Origin of the sequence: Leisingera sp. S232 (assembly GCF_049800895.1) — a bacterium.
Classification (GTDB): domain Bacteria; phylum Pseudomonadota; class Alphaproteobacteria; order Rhodobacterales; family Rhodobacteraceae; genus Leisingera.
In genome coordinates this window covers 45,836-61,814 of sequence record NZ_JBNAFX010000018.1, presented here as the reverse complement: position 1 = coordinate 61,814, position 15,979 = coordinate 45,836, and the positions used below count along the sequence as shown (strand labels likewise).

16 protein-coding genes are annotated in these 15,979 nt (G+C 60.7%); 10 read left to right on the top strand and 6 right to left on the bottom strand.

Annotated features, from left to right (window positions below; translation table 11 throughout):
- Nucleotides 1-35: 35 nt before the first annotated feature.
- Entirely contained in the window at nucleotides 36-1,286 is a 1,251-nt protein-coding gene (locus tag ACP151_RS12400) for an MFS transporter (protein WP_424979211.1), read from the top strand.
- Nucleotides 1,287-1,291: 5 nt separating this feature from the next.
- Here ACP151_RS12400 and ACP151_RS12395 read toward each other — a convergent pair whose 3' ends face one another.
- Nucleotides 1,292-2,104 (bottom strand): ABC transporter permease, encoded by an 813-nt coding sequence (locus ACP151_RS12395; protein WP_424979210.1) that lies wholly within the window; start codon nucleotides 2,102-2,104, stop codon nucleotides 1,292-1,294.
- Between the two features lie 160 nt (nucleotides 2,105-2,264).
- Here ACP151_RS12395 and ACP151_RS12390 point away from each other — a divergent pair, with 160 nt between their 5' ends.
- Complete coding sequence (locus tag ACP151_RS12390; RefSeq protein ID WP_424979209.1) at nucleotides 2,265-2,864, top strand: GcrA family cell cycle regulator; 600 nt, start codon at nucleotides 2,265-2,267, stop codon at nucleotides 2,862-2,864.
- A gap of 277 nt (nucleotides 2,865-3,141) precedes the next feature.
- On the opposite strand, the gene ACP151_RS12385 is transcribed toward ACP151_RS12390, so the two are convergent.
- Complete coding sequence (locus ACP151_RS12385) at nucleotides 3,142-4,077, bottom strand: LysR family transcriptional regulator (RefSeq protein ID WP_424979208.1); 936 nt, start codon at nucleotides 4,075-4,077, stop codon at nucleotides 3,142-3,144.
- Between the two features lie 117 nt (nucleotides 4,078-4,194).
- Here ACP151_RS12385 and ACP151_RS12380 point away from each other — a divergent pair, with 117 nt between their 5' ends.
- From ACP151_RS12380 to ACP151_RS12355, 6 genes are all read left to right on the top strand, one after another.
- Nucleotides 4,195-5,136 carry a dimethylarginine dimethylaminohydrolase family protein gene (locus tag ACP151_RS12380; RefSeq protein WP_424979207.1) on the top strand — a complete coding sequence of 314 codons (942 nt, stop codon included), beginning with the start codon at nucleotides 4,195-4,197 and terminating at the stop codon, nucleotides 5,134-5,136.
- Nucleotides 5,137-5,196: 60 nt separating this feature from the next.
- The gene (locus ACP151_RS12375; protein WP_424979206.1) at nucleotides 5,197-6,147 is read left to right on the top strand and encodes a glycine betaine ABC transporter substrate-binding protein; all 951 of its coding nucleotides are present in this window, start codon (nucleotides 5,197-5,199) and stop codon (nucleotides 6,145-6,147) included.
- A gap of 76 nt (nucleotides 6,148-6,223) precedes the next feature.
- On the top strand, nucleotides 6,224-7,273 hold the full coding sequence (locus ACP151_RS12370) for a quaternary amine ABC transporter ATP-binding protein (RefSeq protein WP_424979205.1): 1,050 nt from the start codon (nucleotides 6,224-6,226) through the stop codon (nucleotides 7,271-7,273).
- Nucleotides 7,270-8,829 carry an ABC transporter permease gene (locus ACP151_RS12365; RefSeq protein WP_424979204.1) on the top strand — a complete coding sequence of 520 codons (1,560 nt, stop codon included), beginning with the start codon at nucleotides 7,270-7,272 and terminating at the stop codon, nucleotides 8,827-8,829. The genes ACP151_RS12370 and ACP151_RS12365 overlap by 4 nt, the downstream gene beginning before the upstream one ends.
- 83 nt (nucleotides 8,830-8,912) lie before the next feature.
- A complete protein-coding gene (locus tag ACP151_RS12360; RefSeq protein ID WP_424979203.1) occupies nucleotides 8,913-9,902 on the top strand; it encodes an arginase family protein in 990 nt (329 codons plus the stop codon).
- Nucleotides 9,899-10,879, top strand: a complete 981-nt coding sequence (locus ACP151_RS12355) for an agmatinase (RefSeq protein WP_424979202.1) — start codon at nucleotides 9,899-9,901, stop codon at nucleotides 10,877-10,879. The genes ACP151_RS12360 and ACP151_RS12355 overlap by 4 nt, the downstream gene beginning before the upstream one ends.
- Nucleotides 10,880-11,432: 553 nt before the next feature.
- On the opposite strand, the gene ACP151_RS12350 is transcribed toward ACP151_RS12355, so the two are convergent.
- Complete coding sequence (locus ACP151_RS12350; protein WP_424979201.1) at nucleotides 11,433-11,975, bottom strand: winged helix-turn-helix transcriptional regulator; 543 nt, start codon at nucleotides 11,973-11,975, stop codon at nucleotides 11,433-11,435.
- Between the two features lie 39 nt (nucleotides 11,976-12,014).
- On the opposite strand from ACP151_RS12350, the gene ACP151_RS12345 reads away from it, so the two are divergent.
- Nucleotides 12,015-12,395, top strand: a complete 381-nt coding sequence (locus tag ACP151_RS12345) for a VOC family protein (protein WP_424979200.1) — start codon at nucleotides 12,015-12,017, stop codon at nucleotides 12,393-12,395.
- 205 nt (nucleotides 12,396-12,600) lie between these two features.
- Here the strand turns inward: ACP151_RS12345 and ACP151_RS12340 are convergent, their stop codons facing one another.
- A complete protein-coding gene (locus tag ACP151_RS12340) occupies nucleotides 12,601-13,119 on the bottom strand; it encodes a YHS domain-containing (seleno)protein (protein WP_424979199.1) in 519 nt (172 codons plus the stop codon).
- Between the two features lie 271 nt (nucleotides 13,120-13,390).
- Here ACP151_RS12340 and yghU point away from each other — a divergent pair, with 271 nt between their 5' ends.
- Nucleotides 13,391-14,266, top strand: coding sequence for a glutathione-dependent disulfide-bond oxidoreductase (gene yghU / locus ACP151_RS12335; protein WP_424979198.1), 876 nt, complete (start codon nucleotides 13,391-13,393; stop codon nucleotides 14,264-14,266).
- A gap of 298 nt (nucleotides 14,267-14,564) precedes the next feature.
- On the opposite strand, the gene ACP151_RS12330 is transcribed toward yghU, so the two are convergent.
- Nucleotides 14,565-15,356: an SseB family protein gene (locus ACP151_RS12330; RefSeq protein ID WP_424979197.1), complete on the bottom strand. Its 792-nt coding sequence runs from the start codon at nucleotides 15,354-15,356 to the stop codon at nucleotides 14,565-14,567.
- Nucleotides 15,356-15,946, bottom strand: coding sequence for a uracil-DNA glycosylase family protein (locus ACP151_RS12325; RefSeq protein ID WP_424979229.1), 591 nt, complete (start codon nucleotides 15,944-15,946; stop codon nucleotides 15,356-15,358). Before ACP151_RS12325 ends, ACP151_RS12330 begins: the two co-directional genes overlap by 1 nt.
- Between the last annotated feature and the right edge of the window lie 33 nt (nucleotides 15,947-15,979).

Below are 15,979 nucleotides of genomic sequence, written 5' to 3'. Positions count from 1 at the left end.
TCTCATCCTGACGTGCAGGAAAACAGGAGCGGCAGATGCACGAACGGCGGATTCCTGATTGGCTGCGCCACGCACCGGTGCCTTCGGTGCGGGATTTCGGAATTCTGGCCGGGCTGGAAGCGATGGTCCGTGGCATCCTGATCTCTGTTTTTCCGCTGATCATGTACCGGACCTTGGGAGACGCCGGGCTGGTTTCGGCCTCTTATCTTGCGGTGGGGGTGCTGTCACTGATCGCCGGGCTGATGGTGCCCGCGCTGATCCGGCTGGTACCGCGCCGATGGGCCTATAGTCTGGGCACGCTGATGTTCGTGCTGTCAGCAGCCTGCGCGATTGAGGGCAGCCCGGGTTCGGTGCTGGCTGCCCTAGCGCTCAACACTGTTGCGGCCGTCACCACCTTCATCTGTTTCAATGCTTATGTGCTGGACTACATTGCCCGGGTGGAACTGGGCCAATGCGAGACTTCACGGATGTTCTACTCAGCCCTTGGCTGGACCGCAGGGCCGATGGCCGGGGTGCTGCTGCTGGAGTGGTGGCAGCCCGCCCCTTTTCTAATCTCCGCCGCTGCTGCCCTGCTGATGCTGGCGGCCTTTTGGTGGATGCGGATGGGCAACGGCAAGCAGATCACACGCGCCCGCGGCCCGGCTTCCAACCCACTGAAATACCTGCCGCGTTTCCTGGAGCAGCCGCGGCTGATCACCGGCTGGCTGTTTGCGGTAATCCGGTCGGCGGGCTGGTGGATCTATGTGGTCTACCTGCCGATCTTTGCCATCGAAAAGGGTCTGGGAGAGGAGCTGGGCGGCATCCTGCTGTCAGCGACCAACGCCTGCCTGTTCGGCGCGCCGCTGCTGCAGCGCTGGGTGCAGCGGCATTCCATCCGGCTGGCCGTGCGCAGCGGTTTCCTGACGGTCACCCTCTGCTTTGGCGCTGCGGCTGTGTTGCAGGGCTGGCCTGCGGTGTCGGTTGGCCTGCTGATGGCAGGTTCAGCGGCGTTGATCCTGCTGGACATCTGCGGTGGGCTGCCGTTTCTGATGGCGGTAAAACCCTCCGAGCGCACCGAGATGTCGGCGGTCTATTCCAGCTACCGGGACATTTCAGGCATTCTGACGCCGGGAGTGGCCTGGCTGGTGCTGATGGTGTCGCCGCTGGCCGGTATCTTTGCCGTCGGCTCCGCCGCCATGTGGGGGGCCGCCCTTTTGGCAGGCAAGCTGCACCCGCGGCTGGGCCGCAAGAAACCTGCAGGTGCCGAAACCGGGGAACCGGAGGCCCGAAAGCTGGCCGCCGAATAGCGGCGTCAGGGCTTCAGCCGGTAGCCTGTCCGCAGCATGCCCCAGGCCAGCAGACAAACCGCAAAAGTGGCGCCGCTGCACACTGCCAGCCCCAGCAAAGGCGGGCTGTCGGAGGTGCCGATCACTCCGAATCGCACACCATCGATCAGATAGAACACCGGGTTAATATAGCTGATCGCCTTCAGAACCGGCGGCAGGGCCTCGACCGAATAGAAAGTGCCGGACAGGAAGGCCAGCGGCGTCACGATGAAATTGGTGATTGCCGCCATCTGGTCGAACTTGTCGGCAAAGATTCCGGCCACGATGCCCACACTGCCCAGAAACGCCGCCCCCAGCACGATGAACACCAGCGCCGTCAGCGGATGCGCAGGCACGATCTGAAGCACGGCCATCAGCCCCAGTCCGATGGCCAATGCAACCAGCGTGCCCCGGACCACCGCGCCTGCCAGATAGCCCAGCAGAATCTCCAGCCCCGACAAGGGCGGCATCAGCGTATCAACGATATTGCCTTGCACCTTGGAAATCACGATGGATGACGACGTGTTGGCAAAGGCATTCTGGATCACCGTCATCATCATGATGCCCGGCGCCAGAAAGGTCAGGAACGGCACCCCCATCACATCGCCGCGCTTGGGGCCGATGGCGATGTTGAAGATCATCAGGAACAACCCCGCAGTGACCAGCGGCGCCAGCAGGGTCTGGGTCCAGACCGCCAGGAACCGCTTCACCTCGCGCCAGGCCAGCGCCCTGAGCCCCAGCCAGTTCACCCGCCCGAACCGGCGCGCACCCAATTCCACCTGATAGCCTTGATCCGCCATGCTGCCCCCTGTACTTTCGTTGCCCGACTGCATAACGGCTGGGCCAATAGGCGCAAGATGCCTTGTAACTCCGCCCGCAGTGATTAGAATAGGCGATTACACGGAATTTGATGGCGGCCGCAGAATCCCTGGGGCCGCTATTAGCTTGGAAAGGCAACAGATGTCCTGGACAGACGAGCGCGTCGAACTGCTCAAGAAAATGTGGGGCGAGGGCCAGTCGGCCAGCCAGATCGCCAAGGAACTGGGCGGCGTCACCCGCAATGCCGTCATCGGCAAGGTGCACCGGCTCGGCCTGTCCAACCGCAACAGCGGCTCAAAATCGGCAGAGCCCAAAGAAAAGGCAGCACCGGCAGCCGCAACTGCAGCCGCCGCGCCCAAACCGGCGGCCGCGCCCAAGCCCAAGCCGCAGCCCAAGACCGAGCCGGCGCGCCCGGCGGCGGCCCAGCCTGCTGCAGAGGCCAAGCCCGCAGCACCGGCACGCCGCCAGATCATCCCGGCCGGCCAGCCGCTGCCGCCGCAGCCCTCGGCCAATGAAATCAGCCCCGAGGCGCTGGCCAAGGTCAATGAGATCGAGAAGAAGGCCAAGAAGCTGACTCTGATGGAGCTGACCGAGCGCACCTGCAAATGGCCGGTGGGCGACCCCGCCACCGAGGACTTCTGGTTCTGCGGCCTGCCCGCCAAACAGGGCAAACCCTATTGCGAGGCACATGTGGGCGTGGCCTTCCAGCCGATGTCCTCGCGCCGCGATCGCCGCCGCTGACCGGCCCACCCTGAAAATTCCGAAGCCCCGGCACTGCGTCCGGGGCTTTTGTTTTGGAAGACCCGTCGTTTGGCCATTGGGCCTTCCGTTTGGCAATTGGGCTTGTGCCGCGAAATTCGTTGACCATGTCCAGGCGCATCCAGCGGTCAGTTTCTGCTGTACGGACCAAACACTCAAGACAACATTGCTGCGCGCCGCTATCCCGCAGGCAATCGCCAATTGCGGCAACTGACTGGACTGGCATCCGCCACTTGAAACAAGCACTGTTATGAGCTTCTCAACCGGTTTTTGGTTGATCTTGGTTTTTCCGCCCGCAGCGCCGCTTCACGAGGTTGATGAAGGTTTTGACGACCAAATTCGGCTCCACGCCGCGTTTGGAGACCAGCTTGATCTCGGATGTCAGATCATACTTGCCGTTCCCCACCGACCGCATCCGGCCCTGGCGCACCCAGATATCGGCAAAGCTTTCAGGCAGGTAGCCGATGTAGCGGCCAGTCAGAACCAACATGGAAACGCCTTCGATCTGATGGGCGCTTGCATTGGATCGCAGCCCCCGTGACACCGGTGCTACCAGTTCTTCGTTCAGATAGGCGCGTTTGCAAAAGTTGATCTCCGGCAGCAGCCGGTCGACTTCGGCCTGTGTGTCGGCCTCAAACAGCGGATGGCCGCGAGCGCAGTAAAGCCCGACTTTCTCCTCTGCAAGCAGCTCATACACCAAGCCGGGCTTATGCTTGTGAAACACCCCCACACCGATAGCTACACGGCCGTCCTGAACGTCCATTTCAATGTCATCCGGGGCCAGCGAGTGCAGATCAATGCTGACATCCGGCGCCAGGTCGGCAAAGTCCCTGAGCGCGTCCATCAACGGTGCGGCGTCGTTGAAGACACAATTGTCTACCGCCGCCACAGTCAGCCGCCCCACCAGTTTGCCACGAGTGCCGTCCACCGTTTCGCCAAACTGGTTCAGCGCCGCAAACAATTTGTGCGAGGCGGCATAGACGATCTCACCCTTGTCCGTCAGCCGGAAACCCTTGCGGCCACGCTGGCACAGGCGCATGCCCAGCCGGGTTTCCAGATCCGAAATCTGCCGCGAGATGGTGGAGGCCGAGACATTCAGGCTGATCTGCGCTGCGGAAAACCCGCGCGCTTCCACCACTGCGCAGAACACATAAAGCAGGTGCATATCGGCTTTGGAGAAGGCAGGCGGCAGCATGAGAGCACTATACTTGCACAATTACTAAAGTTAAATCCCTTAGTTTGTAATTTAATAAAAGATATAATTCGGTCAAGCCTGTCACCCAAGAACGCGGTTTCTGGGAGGCCGAGCAGGATGGACGCAAGCACTCCGACAGCCAAGCGCTGGGGGATCAACAATGACTACGCCAAGCTGACGGATGCTCTTCTGGGCAAGCCGGAATATTTCAAATGGGTCGACGCCGGTCCCCTGATTGGACGCACCCTGGCAAATGCGCATAAGACTGGCGTGCAGTTCGACCTGCAGCTGGCGATGAAGCAGCACGCGGAGATGGTGTCGATTTACGAAGACGCCGGCGTGACCTGCCATTACCTCGACAGCGACGAGGTGCTGCACCGCAATTTCTTTGCTCGTGACAGTTCCGCAATGACGCCCTGGGGCGCGCTGATCTGCCATATGCAGCTGAAATGCCGCCGGGCGGATTATGCCACCGCAATCAAGTTCTATCAGGACAATGATATCCCGATCTGGAAATTCGCCACCGCAGGCCATTTCGAAGGCGGCGATTTCAATATCATCGAGCCGGGCCGGGTTCTGATTGGCTATTGCGGAGAGCGGTCCGAGAAAGAGGGGGCCGAACAGGTGGCCGGGTTTGTCCGCGCCGAGGGCTGGGAGGCTGTGGTGGCCCCGATCAGCCGCGAGTTTGTGCATATGGACGGGCTGATCGTGCCGCTGGCGGACAAACTGGCGGTGGCCTGCATTGACGCGATGGAGCCCTGGCTGGTGGATGTCGTCAAAGGCTGGCGGATTGAGATCGTCGATGTCTCATATGCCGAGGCCAAGAACCTGGGCGTGAACCTGGTGGCACTGGGGGACGGCAAGGTGCTGTCGATGGCTGGCGCCAAGAAATTAAATGCAAAAATGCGGGCGCTGGGGTTCGAGGTCTATGACCCGGACATGTCGATGTTCACCCTTGGTGGTGGCGGCGTGCATTGCCTGAGCCAGGCGCTGTGCCGGGAAGATCCCGCAACCGCAAGCCGACGTACAACTTCCATTCGTGAAACCCCGGCATCGTGATCACGCGCCGGGTGCTTAAACCCAAAAATCCAAAGTGATCATCCAACAAGGGAGACTGACATGAAGACAGCAAAAACACTGGCCGCTGCCGCATTGACTGCCGCCATCGGCGGCACCGCCATGGCGCAGGATGTGGTGATCGGAGTGCCGAACTGGGCCTCTGTCCGCGGCACCGCCCATATCCTGAAAGTGGCGATGGAGGACAACCTGGGCCTGTCTGTGGAGCTGCAGAACGGCACCAATCCGATTATTTTCGAAGCGATGGATTCCGGCGCCATGCATGTGCACCCGGAGGTCTGGCTGCCCAACCAGCAGAACCTGCATGACACCTTTGTCACCGGCAAGGGTACGGTGGTCTATAACCCGAATGCGGTGCTTTCGGATCAGCAAATCTGCGTCACCAAGGATACCCAGGAGCGCACCGGAATTTCGGCGCTCAGCGATCTGACCGACCCGGATATGGCAGCCAACTTTGACACCGATGGCGACGGCCGTGGCGAGATCTGGATCGGCGGGGCGGGCTGGGCCTCAACCAATGTCGAAAAGATCCGTGCCAAGTCTTATGGCTACTCTGAAACCATGAACCTGATGGAGATGGACGAGACACTGGCGCTGGCCCAGGTCGACAATGCGGTGGCGCAGGGGCAGAACATCGTCTTTTTCTGCTACACACCGCACCACATGTTCTCGCTCTATGACCTGGTGCCGCTGACCGAGCCAGCCTATGACGCGGCTGAATGGGATGTGAAACAGCCGACCGATGATCCGAACTGGCTGGAAAACTCCAAGGCCGGCACCGCCTGGGACGCGGCCAAGCTGCATGTGTTCTATGCCGCTGGCCTGGCCGACAGCCAGCCGGAAGCCGCAGCGATGCTGGGCAAGGTGGCGCTGACCACAGAGCAGGTGAATGCTGTGGTCTATGCGCTGTCGGTTGATGGCCAGGATCCGGCCGAGTTTGCCCGCAAATGGGTCGATGAGAACGCCGATCTGGTGGACTCCTGGTTCCAGTAACATGCCCAATCATATGTCCGCAGGCGGGCGGCAGAACCGCCCGCCAAATGAAACCGGACATGCGGAGACTGCTCTCATGACTGACAATGTGATCACGCTGGACGGCGTATGGAAAATCTTCGGGGCGAATGCCGGTGCCGCCATGGCAGCGATCCTCGAACGCGGCCTGGGCAAGGCTGAGGTGCTGGAGGAATTCAACTGCGTCGTCGGTATTGCCGATGTGTCCTTTGAGGTGAAGCGCGGCGAAATCTTCTGTGTGATGGGCCTGTCGGGCTCCGGAAAATCCACCATGGTGCGCCACCTGAACCGGCTGATCGAGCCCACTGCGGGCAGTATCTCGGTGCTGGGTCGCGACATGCTGACCCTGTCCGACGGAGCCTTGCGGGAAATGCGGGCGATGAACATTGGCATGGTGTTCCAGCATATGGCACTGCTGCCGCACCGCACCGTACGCGACAACGTGGGCTTTCCGCTGCAGGTGCGCGGTGAACCGAAATCCACCCGCTGGGAGATCTCGCAGCGCTGCCTGGACAAGGTGAACCTGACCGGGTTCGAGGACCGTTTCCCGCGCGAACTGTCGGGCGGCATGCAGCAACGGGTCGGCCTGGCGCGGGCGCTGGCTTCGGACCCGGATGTGCTGTTGATGGATGAACCGTTTTCGGCGCTGGACCCGCTGATCCGGCGCCAGCTGCAGGACCAATTCATGAAGCTCTCGGCTGAGCTGAACAAGACCACCGTCTTCATTACCCACGATCTGGACGAGGCGATCCGCATCGGCAACCGCATTGCCATCATGAAGGATGGCCGCATCGTGCAGATCGGCACTCCGGAAGAGATCGTCACCCAGCCCGCCGACGATTATGTGCGCGACTTTGTCGAAGGCATTTCCAAGCTGAAACTGGTGTTCGCCCATTCAATCATGGTGCCGATCAGCGAGTACAAGCCCACCCGGCCCGTCAATTTCGACGAAAGCCCGCGGGCGCATCACGGCACCGACCTGGATCAGCTGATCGATATCGCCACATCAACCGAAAACGTGATTGTCATCACCAGCGATGATGGTGCCGACATCGGCGTGGTCGACCGCGCCACGCTGTTGAAAGGCATTCAAGGAGGCAAGGCATGAAAGATACCACGTTCCAGTCGCCTGACCTGAGTGTCGAAGAATTCACTGTTGAAAACAGCTCCTATTACGTCCGCGAATTTGCCCGCATCCAGGGCAAGACCGGCTTTGCCTGGTCGTGGAACACAATGGCCGCTGTCTGTGGCCCCCTCTGGGGAGCTGCCCGCGGTGCCTGGGGATTCTTCTGGATGTTCCTGGTGCTTGAGCTGTTCGCCCTGGTGCAGATCGGCCGGGGCCTGTGGGGTGAACTCGGCGCTGATCAGCTGACCCGCTATGAGCGCCTCCTGACCAATATCACCAAGCGCGAGGCGCAGGCGGCAGACCTGACCGCTGCAGGCGACGTCACAGGGGCAGCTGCCAAGCTGAAGATCGCCGACAACTTGCGCGCTGCCGCCGACAAGGCGCTGGAGGCCGCCAATGCCGCCAACAGCACCGCCCTCGCCATTCTGCTCACTGGTCTTGCCTTGATGGCAGTGATCAAACTGGCGGAAGGTTTCTATGCCAACATATCTTACGAGGCGCAGTATCTGCGCTGGCGCTCCGGTCAGAAAGCCCAGTCAGGGATGCGCCGCAGCGGGCTGATCTTTGGCGCCATCGGCCTTGTGGCGATCTGGCCGCTGACCCTGGTGCGCTTCACCGTTGCCAAACCGGATGAGGCCGTGGCCAGCGTCACCGGCGGGCTGCTGGGCGAACGGCTGCCGATCACCGAATTTCCGATCGGCAAGGAATATTTCGCCGCGCTGTCCAAAAAGGGCGATGCCGGGTTCGATTGGTTGGCCAACAACTTTGGCGATGTGTTCGACGGGGTGACCGCCGGCATTCGCTGGGTACTGGACGGGCTGGAGGTGCTGCTGATCCAGACGCCCTGGCCCGTGGTAATGTTCGTGACCGTAGTGATGGCGCTACGCCTGGCCGGGCCGCGGGTGGCCGTTTTCACCGCCGCCTCGCTGGCCTATCTGGCCTTCATGGGCCTGTGGGAACTGGCGATGATCACAGTGGCGCTGATCGGCGCCGGGGCCTTCCTGTGCGTGGCCATCGGCATTCCGCTTGGCATCTGGTTCGGCAAGTCCAAACGCGCCTATGCCATCGCGGAACCTGTGCTGGACTTCATGCAGACCATGCCGGCCTTTGTCTACCTGATCCCGATCATCGCCTTTTTCGGCACCGGCAAGCCGCCGGGCGTATTGGCCACGCTGGTCTTTGCGATGCCACCGGTGATCCGCCTGACCGCATTGGGCATGCGCGGAGTGCCCGAAGCCACCAAGGAAGCCGCCGTTGCCTTTGGCTGCTCGCGTCGCCAGCTGCTGTTCAATGTCGAACTGCCCCTGGCGCTGCCCTCGATCATGACCGGCATCAACCAGACCATCCTGATGTCGCTGTCGATGGTGGTAATCGCCTCGCTGATCGGTGCCGAAGGTCTGGGCGCATTGATCCTGGAAGCGCTGCAATACGCGGCCAAAGGCCAGGGCCTCTTGGGCGGTCTCGCAATTCTGTTCTGTGCCATGGTCATCGACCGGATCGCACAAGGCGCCTACCGCAGAAAAACCAGCGAAAGCTGACCCCTCCCCCGGGGTGATCCCGGACTGCCCCGGTGTTGAAGATCCGGCATCGGGGCATTTTTTAAAAACAGGCAGGGATACCTATGGCTGATGAACACCTGAAATCCATGATGGAAAACCTGTATTGGTGGGGGATCCCCACCATGTTCCGCTGCCCCAATGAAGGCCCGGAAAATCAGGACATTGCCTTGGTCGGCGTGCCCCACTCCACCGGCAATGGCACCACAGAACGCGACCAGCATCTGGGGCCACGCGCGCTGCGCAATGTCTCCGCCGTCGGGCGCCGGGTGCATGGAGCGTTTCGGCTGAACCCCTGGGAGGTCGCCAAGATCGCCGATATCGGCGACGTGCCCTTCCCCCGCGCCAATGACAACGAGGACTGCATCGAGCAGATCACCCGCTTTTATCAGCAGATCGACGCAGCAGGCGCCCGCCCCGTCTCTGTCGGCGGTGACCATTCGATCACCGGCGGCATTGTGCAGGCACTCGGCTGCGGCAAGATCACCAAGGGTGAGCCAGTCTGCTTTCTGCATTTTGATGCCCATACGGATGTGTTCACCAAGGTCGACCACTTCCTGGGCGCCAAGAAATCCGCGGCCCATTGGGGCGCCTATCTGGCGGATCAGGGCAAGGTAGATCCGCATCATTCGATGCAGATCGGCCTGCGCGGCCACCCCAGGACGCTGGACTGGCTGCAGCCCTCTTATGACTATGGCTACAACATTGTTACCATGAAGGAATTCCGCAAACGCGGGGGAGAGGACGTGGCTGCGCAGATCAAAGATGTGATGGCGGGACGTCCGGTCTACATCACCTTTGATCTTGACTGCCTGGACCCCACGATTGCGCCCGCGGTTTCCAACCTGGAGCCGGGCGAAAAAGGCTTTGATATCGACGAGGCGATCGCCCTGCTGCACAGCGTGCGCGGCATGAACATCGTCGGCGGCGATATCGTCTGCATGATGCCGACCAAGGACAGCCCCAATCAGATCACCGCCCTGACCGCCTCGGCAATCATGTTCGAGATGATTTCAATGATCGCAGAAAATGTGAAGAACGGAGCAATTGCATGACCCGAACAGGCGACATCTTCTTCCAGCCGGTATCCGCCATGGACCTGCCCCGCTTTGCCGGTGTGCCGACCTTCATGCGGTTGCCATCGATGACCCCGGATCACCCCCGCTACGGCGAGGTGCAAATGGGGCTGATCGGGGTTCCTTGGGACGGCGGCACCACCAACCGCCCCGGCGCCCGCCACGGGCCGCGGCAGCTGCGCGACTGCTCCACCATGATCCGGGCAATGAACCCGGTTACCGGCGTGAACCCCTTCACCGCCGTCAATTGCGCCGACCTGGGTGATGTGCCGCCCAATCCGGTGGACATTCAGGACAACTTGGACCGCATCACAGCCTTTTACAGCAGCCTGAAACAGCAAGCTATCACCCCGATGACCGCGGGTGGTGATCATCTGATCACCCTGCCGATCCTGCGGGCGATGGCGGCGGATGGCCCGTTGGGGTTGGTCCAGTTCGACAGCCACACCGACCTCTTCGACAGCTATTTCGGCGGCTACAAATACACCCATGGCACCCCGTTCCGCCGCGCGGTGGAGGAAGGGCTGGTCGACCCGAAACGCTTTGTTCAGGTCGGCATCCGCGGCACCGCTTATAACTCCGAGGACATCGAGTGGGGTCTGGAGCAAGGCATCCGCATCATCCGTGTGGAAGAGCTGTTTGACCGCGGCATCAAGGATGTGATGGAAGAGGTGCGTGGCATTCTTGGCAGCAAACCGGCCTATTGCAGCTATGATATCGATTTTGTCGATCCCACCTATGCGCCCGGCACCGGCACGCCGGAAGTCGGCGGTCCCAACAGCTTTCAGGCGCAACAGGTGATCCGCGAGCTGGCCGGGGTCAATCTGATCGGCGCAGATCTGGTCGAAGTAGCGCCGCCCTTTGACGAAACGGGCGGCACCGCCTGGCTGGGCATCTCGCTGATGTTCGAACTGATGTGTGTGCTGTCCCAGGCAAGGGTTCGGCAAATGGGATAAGCCGGACCGTCCCCCCCAAAGTTCACCCCCATGATAGAACAGGTTCAATATCAGCAGCCTATCCTATAGGGCTCATTTGTTCATAACTGCCGCTGTTGATGGCTGCCCAAAGCCAGTTCAACCGTCCTTCAGCGTAACTGGCCGCAGAACGTCCCCGAGTTTTGCCGGGACCTGACAGTGCCCCAGCAACCGCTGAATGTAATCGGCTTCAGGCAATACCCCCGCCGGTGAATTTCTCAGGAGGACAGTTGGCAGGCGGCTTGGACGCCAAGCCTGCTGCCTGCCAAGACAGTCTGAGGACTGGATACAGCCCGCATATATGCTGGGCTGGCCAGTGCCGGGCATATGTTCAGCAAGCCCCTGTCAGCTACATATTCAGTTGCCCCGGCCGTCTTCCCCTGCGCTGGCGCGGACTGTCTCTTGCCGCATGTGGTGATTGGCCGACAAACCGAGCGTAGCCTGCGCCAAGCAGGGCCTTGCAACATTCCCGTTTCCTTGACCTGCCCGCAGGGTTTTCCGGATGTTTGCCATTAGCCAAAAAATGGCCGCCGCCCTAATTGAACCTAATTTCAGGCGCGATGAGCTGGCTGATCAGCCCACCAGTGTTCACCGCGCTATAAGTAGACCTCGGCGGGCGGGCAGCGCCGTCTACACTGCGGCAGACCCAGCGTCTTGCCTCCATGGATTTCAATGATTGAGACAACGCCCGGTCCGTTATTGTCGGCAGGTTTCGCTTGATGTCGCTGAAATGGCTCGGAGTGTGGAGCGATGTCAAAATTGGCAACGTCCATGAACGGCGCAGCAAAGGCTGATCCTCCTGCGTCGACACTTCATAGACCTTATGGGCAATGGCTGCCGCTGAAACTCCCAAATGTGTAAGGCGGAATTCAGGGCGCAGCGGATGACCGTACCCTGGGTTGCGTTCAATCAATCCAATTTCAATCAGGTGGTCCATGCTTTGCGCAAAGGCGGTTCTACCGGCACCGGTCGCAGCCAACAAGGGCGCCTGCCGTCCGGCCACGCCCGAATGCAGGCACGAGAGTATGGGCATTGCCCAAGCCTTTGATGTGACGTTGACAAGCATCTTAATGTACATAAAGTATAGTTAGTATATTTTAAATCATGAGGAAAGCCCATGTCACTGGTTGAAGTCGATCAAACCATCACCATTGCAATGTCGGTCAAAGATCGCCATCAGAGCGCAAAATGGTACGAAACCATGCTGGGATTTGAGCTGCTCTACCATGCCGATGAGGCGGGCTGGTCCGAGGTTCGCACGAATACGCCAGGTGTCACCATCGGCCTTGGCGAACACACCAAGCCAGCCCCCGGCAACTGCGTGCCAGTTTTCGGGATCGCTGATCTGGAGACGGCACGTCAGAAACTGGAACAGGCCAAAGTTGTGTTTGATGGTGAGACGGATGTCGTCGAGGGCATGGTCAAAACCGCGACTTTCTACGACCCCGACGGCAATGCGCTGATGCTTGCGCAGGATTTGACCGGCGCAATTGCATAAAACGCGGATTTCTTAAGGCATCCACGGCGCGTCTGCTTCTGGCAGGCACCGCGCCTGCTACATTTCACGCCGCTTTGAAGCCTGGCCTATGACTGCAACCAACAGCCTTACGGCAGACATGTAAGTATCTATATTAATTACTGAAAAAGGAAAGTTACTTAGAGCGCATCGCAGGCAAGGCCGTCGCCTTGCCTGCAAGTTTCAATCAGTTCGCAACAGGCCCTTCAGACGTGAATTTGGGGATCACGCTATCTGAGGCCGCTTTCCCCTCAATCCCCGGCCAGTTGCCTTCGGCCAGATTGATGTTGCTGGGGATGTCTTCTTCCCAGAAACCGACCACCACATCGGTGATGTTCAGATAGAGCTTGTCGTCGACAATGCGCCACAGATGCGGGTTGGCCGGTACTTTGCCCCCCTTGGAGACGCCATAGGCGCAATGGCCGTCGTACTGCGGCGCATAGTGGGCCGGGTTGGCCGCAAATTTGTCGCGGTTCTCAGCCGAGGAGAACGCCCAGGTTGCGCCGTTGTAGTCCGCTGTGAATGCCGCATTGCCGCGGACCGGAGCGGTCTGAGGCGTACCAACCGGCTTCATCTCCAAGCTGTGGTAGGCCACAACATCGTAACCCGACACCGCATAGCCGGTGCCGTCGACATACTGCTCCCCGGCAAAGGCCGGCAGGGCAAAGGACAGCGCTGCCGCAGCAGCAAATGCAAAACGCTTCATGAAATCATCCCTTTCATCGGTGATCGCTTCAAATTGGGCACCGGCAAATGATCCGGCCTTGCCCTGACATTACTGCTCTGGCGGAAAATGCGAAGGGGGGTTCACGGCTCTGTGTCCTGGGACGAGAGGATGTGAGCGGATTGTAAAATTTCCGCGCGCAGACCTTCCAGTCATTGGAATTTTCAAAACACCTCTTATTTGTGGCTGAGCCGGTCGCGGCGCCGACTGCGATTGACCCGGCACAGGAAACAATCAAAGCAAGGTCCGACAGATGAGCGACACCCCCTACACCCCGCCGAAAGTCTGGAAATGGGAAGAAGGCAACGGCGGCGAATTTGCCTCGATCAACCGCCCCACCGCCGGAGCAACCCATGACAAGGACCTTCCCACAGGCAAACATCCCTTTCAGCTTTACTCATTGGCGACACCGAATGGGGTAAAGGTCACCGTAATGTTCGAGGAACTGCTGGAGGCAGGCTGCAAGGACGCCGAATATGACGCCTGGCTGGTCAACATCCTCGGTGGCGACCAGTTCGGATCCGGTTTCGTCGGGGTGAACCCGAACTCCAAGATCCCGGCGCTGATCGACAACAGCGGCGCGGAACCGGTGCGGGTATTCGAGAGCGGATCAATTCTGCTGCATCTGGCCGAGAAATTCGAAACCTTCCTGCCCAAGGAAGCCGCGGCCCGCACTGAAGTGCTGAACTGGCTGTTCTGGCAGATGGGCAGCGCGCCCTATCTGGGCGGCGGTTTCGGTCATTTCTACGCCTATGCGCCCGAGAAATGGCAGTATCCGATCGACCGTTTCACCATGGAGACCAAGCGTCAGCTGGATGTGATGGATCGGCAGCTGGCAGAGCATGAGTTTATCGCGGGCAGCGAATATTCGATCGCCGATATCGCCATCTGGCCCTGGTACGGCCAGCTGGTGCTGGGCCGCAACTATGGTGACGCTGCTGAGTTCCTGGATGCCGCCAGCTACAAACACGTGGTCCGCTGGGCCAAAGCCATCGACGCCCGCCCAGCGGTGCAGCGCGGCTGCATGGTCAACCGTACCATGGGTGACCCCGCCAAGCAGCTGCATGAGCGCCACGACGCCAGCGACTTTGAAACCCGCACCCAGGACAAGCTGGCAGCGGCAGAGTAAACAACCCACCTGCGGGCCTTCAGGTTCCAGACAGTCAAGGCGCCCGTCTGCTGGACGGGCGTTTTTTACAGCCTAGCATCCCGCCCAAGTGTGCCCGGGCAAGCCCGCCACTTCAGAATTTCGTCATGTGGCGAATCTTCGCCCCATTAAAATCGCGCACATAGACGCGACCCAAGGCGATGTTACTCCCTCATCGTGCAGGTTTCCGGCATCGACGCCAGTCGGCCCATGGCATTGCAACCAGGCTTGGCCAAAAGCGGCCCCGCCCCACTTGCAACGTCAGTTAAGGCGCAAATTGCTATTTCAGACGTGGCGGTGCGGCCGGATCGCTGCCCGGCATGACGGGTTTGAAGTCTTGCGGCGCCGTCGGCTGCGGCAGATCAAAGCGCAGACCCGCGCGCGCCAGGCTGGCTGCAGCCGGTTCATCAGCGCCAAAGAACGCAACATCCATTGCCCCTGCTTCAATGCCGGAAAAAGTCAGCGCCTCGCCCGCCGCCTTGGCCAGCGACGGCTGTGCAGCCTCCTTGGCGCCGACAAAACCCAAAAGATGGCCGCGTCCACCATCGGCATAGCGCACACCGGCCAGATAGGCCGCCGCCGCCAGCCCGCCAGCAGTGGCAAGTTTCGCATCCAGCGCCGTCAGCAGCACCTCCGGCAAACCAGCAGGCGGTAGAAATTCCGTGATCCCGGCCTCGAACTCCTCGGGCGCATGGCCAAGCGTGTGGTTCAGCCAGCCAACCGCCTCTGCCGGGATCAGAAAAGCCGACGGCGCAACCTCAAGATTCAGCCCCAGCCCGATCCCCTGCCCGGCCAGCATCTGCGCGACAACCCGGCCCGACAGCGCCGCATAAGGTACCGGTTGTCCGGCGAATTGCGCCAGCCGCTCTTCGCGGTCGAAAACCAGAACGAAGTCTCCGTCCGGTGTTTCAAACAGCTCGGGAGATATCTGGTCTCCCTTGGCCTCAGACGCCAGCATCAGGAACAGTTCAGCATCGGCCAGCCGTTCATAAAACCGCAGCCGCGCCGCATCGTCAGACGGCGCCGCCTGCATCGCGGCATGAGCTAGATCCAGCGGGGTTTCATCTCTCATCACATCAGCTCCTTCACCCGAGCCTGCAGAACCGGCAGCAGGTCCGCCTCGAACCAGGGGTTTTTCTTCAGCCATCCGGTATTACGCCAGGAAGGATGCGGCAAGGGGAAGACCTGCGGCGCATGAGCCCGCCAGCTCTGCACCAATGTTGTAACAGGGCCTTTCAGCCCCAGGTGAAAGCGCTGCGCATAAGCCCCGACCAGCACCTTCAGCTGCACTTCCGGCAATTGCGCCATGACCTGATGATGCCAAGTCCTGCCGCAGACCGCCGGCGGCGGCAGGTCGGCTTTCTTGTGGTTGTAGCCGGGAAAACAGAACCCCATCGGCACCACGGCCACCCGGTCCTGGTCGTAAAATTCTGCTTCCGACAGCCCCAACCAGGCCCGCAGCCGGTCGCCCGAGGGATCAGTAAAAGGCCGGCCGCTTTCATGCACCCGCGCGCCGGGGGCCTGGCCTGCGATCAGGATCTGCGCTGACGGACGAAACCAGACCACCGGCCGCGGCGCATGCGCTGTTGCGGTGGCTGCAAAGCGGTCGGCACAGATCCGGCAAGCGCGAATCCGCTCCTTCAGCTGCTGGCAGCCCGCCATTGTTTCGAGACTGGAAACAGACACCCACCCCTC

Bases quoted from the DNA above. Each gene is read 5' to 3' on its own strand.
- ACP151_RS12375 (WP_424979206.1), top strand. From the start codon at position 5,197: ATGAAGACAGCAAAAACACTGGCCGCTGCCGCATTGACTGCCGCCATC.
- ACP151_RS12390 (WP_424979209.1), top strand. From the start codon at position 2,265: ATGTCCTGGACAGACGAGCGCGTCGAACTGCTCAAGAAAATGTGGGGC.
- ACP151_RS12325 (WP_424979229.1), bottom strand. From the start codon at position 15,946: ATGGCGGGCTGCCAGCAGCTGAAGGAGCGGATTCGCGCTTGCCGGATC.
- ACP151_RS12360 (WP_424979203.1), top strand. From the start codon at position 8,913: ATGGCTGATGAACACCTGAAATCCATGATGGAAAACCTGTATTGGTGG.
- yghU (WP_424979198.1), top strand. From the start codon at position 13,391: ATGAGCGACACCCCCTACACCCCGCCGAAAGTCTGGAAATGGGAAGAA.
- ACP151_RS12345 (WP_424979200.1), top strand. From the start codon at position 12,015: ATGTCACTGGTTGAAGTCGATCAAACCATCACCATTGCAATGTCGGTC.
- ACP151_RS12350 (WP_424979201.1), bottom strand. From the start codon at position 11,975: ATGTACATTAAGATGCTTGTCAACGTCACATCAAAGGCTTGGGCAATG.
- ACP151_RS12400 (WP_424979211.1), top strand. From the start codon at position 36: ATGCACGAACGGCGGATTCCTGATTGGCTGCGCCACGCACCGGTGCCT.
- ACP151_RS12340 (WP_424979199.1), bottom strand. From the start codon at position 13,119: ATGAAGCGTTTTGCATTTGCTGCTGCGGCAGCGCTGTCCTTTGCCCTG.
- ACP151_RS12355 (WP_424979202.1), top strand. From the start codon at position 9,899: ATGACCCGAACAGGCGACATCTTCTTCCAGCCGGTATCCGCCATGGAC.
- ACP151_RS12365 (WP_424979204.1), top strand. From the start codon at position 7,270: ATGAAAGATACCACGTTCCAGTCGCCTGACCTGAGTGTCGAAGAATTC.
- ACP151_RS12385 (WP_424979208.1), bottom strand. From the start codon at position 4,077: ATGCTGCCGCCTGCCTTCTCCAAAGCCGATATGCACCTGCTTTATGTG.
- ACP151_RS12330 (WP_424979197.1), bottom strand. From the start codon at position 15,356: ATGAGAGATGAAACCCCGCTGGATCTAGCTCATGCCGCGATGCAGGCG.
- ACP151_RS12395 (WP_424979210.1), bottom strand. From the start codon at position 2,104: ATGGCGGATCAAGGCTATCAGGTGGAATTGGGTGCGCGCCGGTTCGGG.
- ACP151_RS12380 (WP_424979207.1), top strand. From the start codon at position 4,195: ATGGACGCAAGCACTCCGACAGCCAAGCGCTGGGGGATCAACAATGAC.
- ACP151_RS12370 (WP_424979205.1), top strand. From the start codon at position 6,224: ATGACTGACAATGTGATCACGCTGGACGGCGTATGGAAAATCTTCGGG.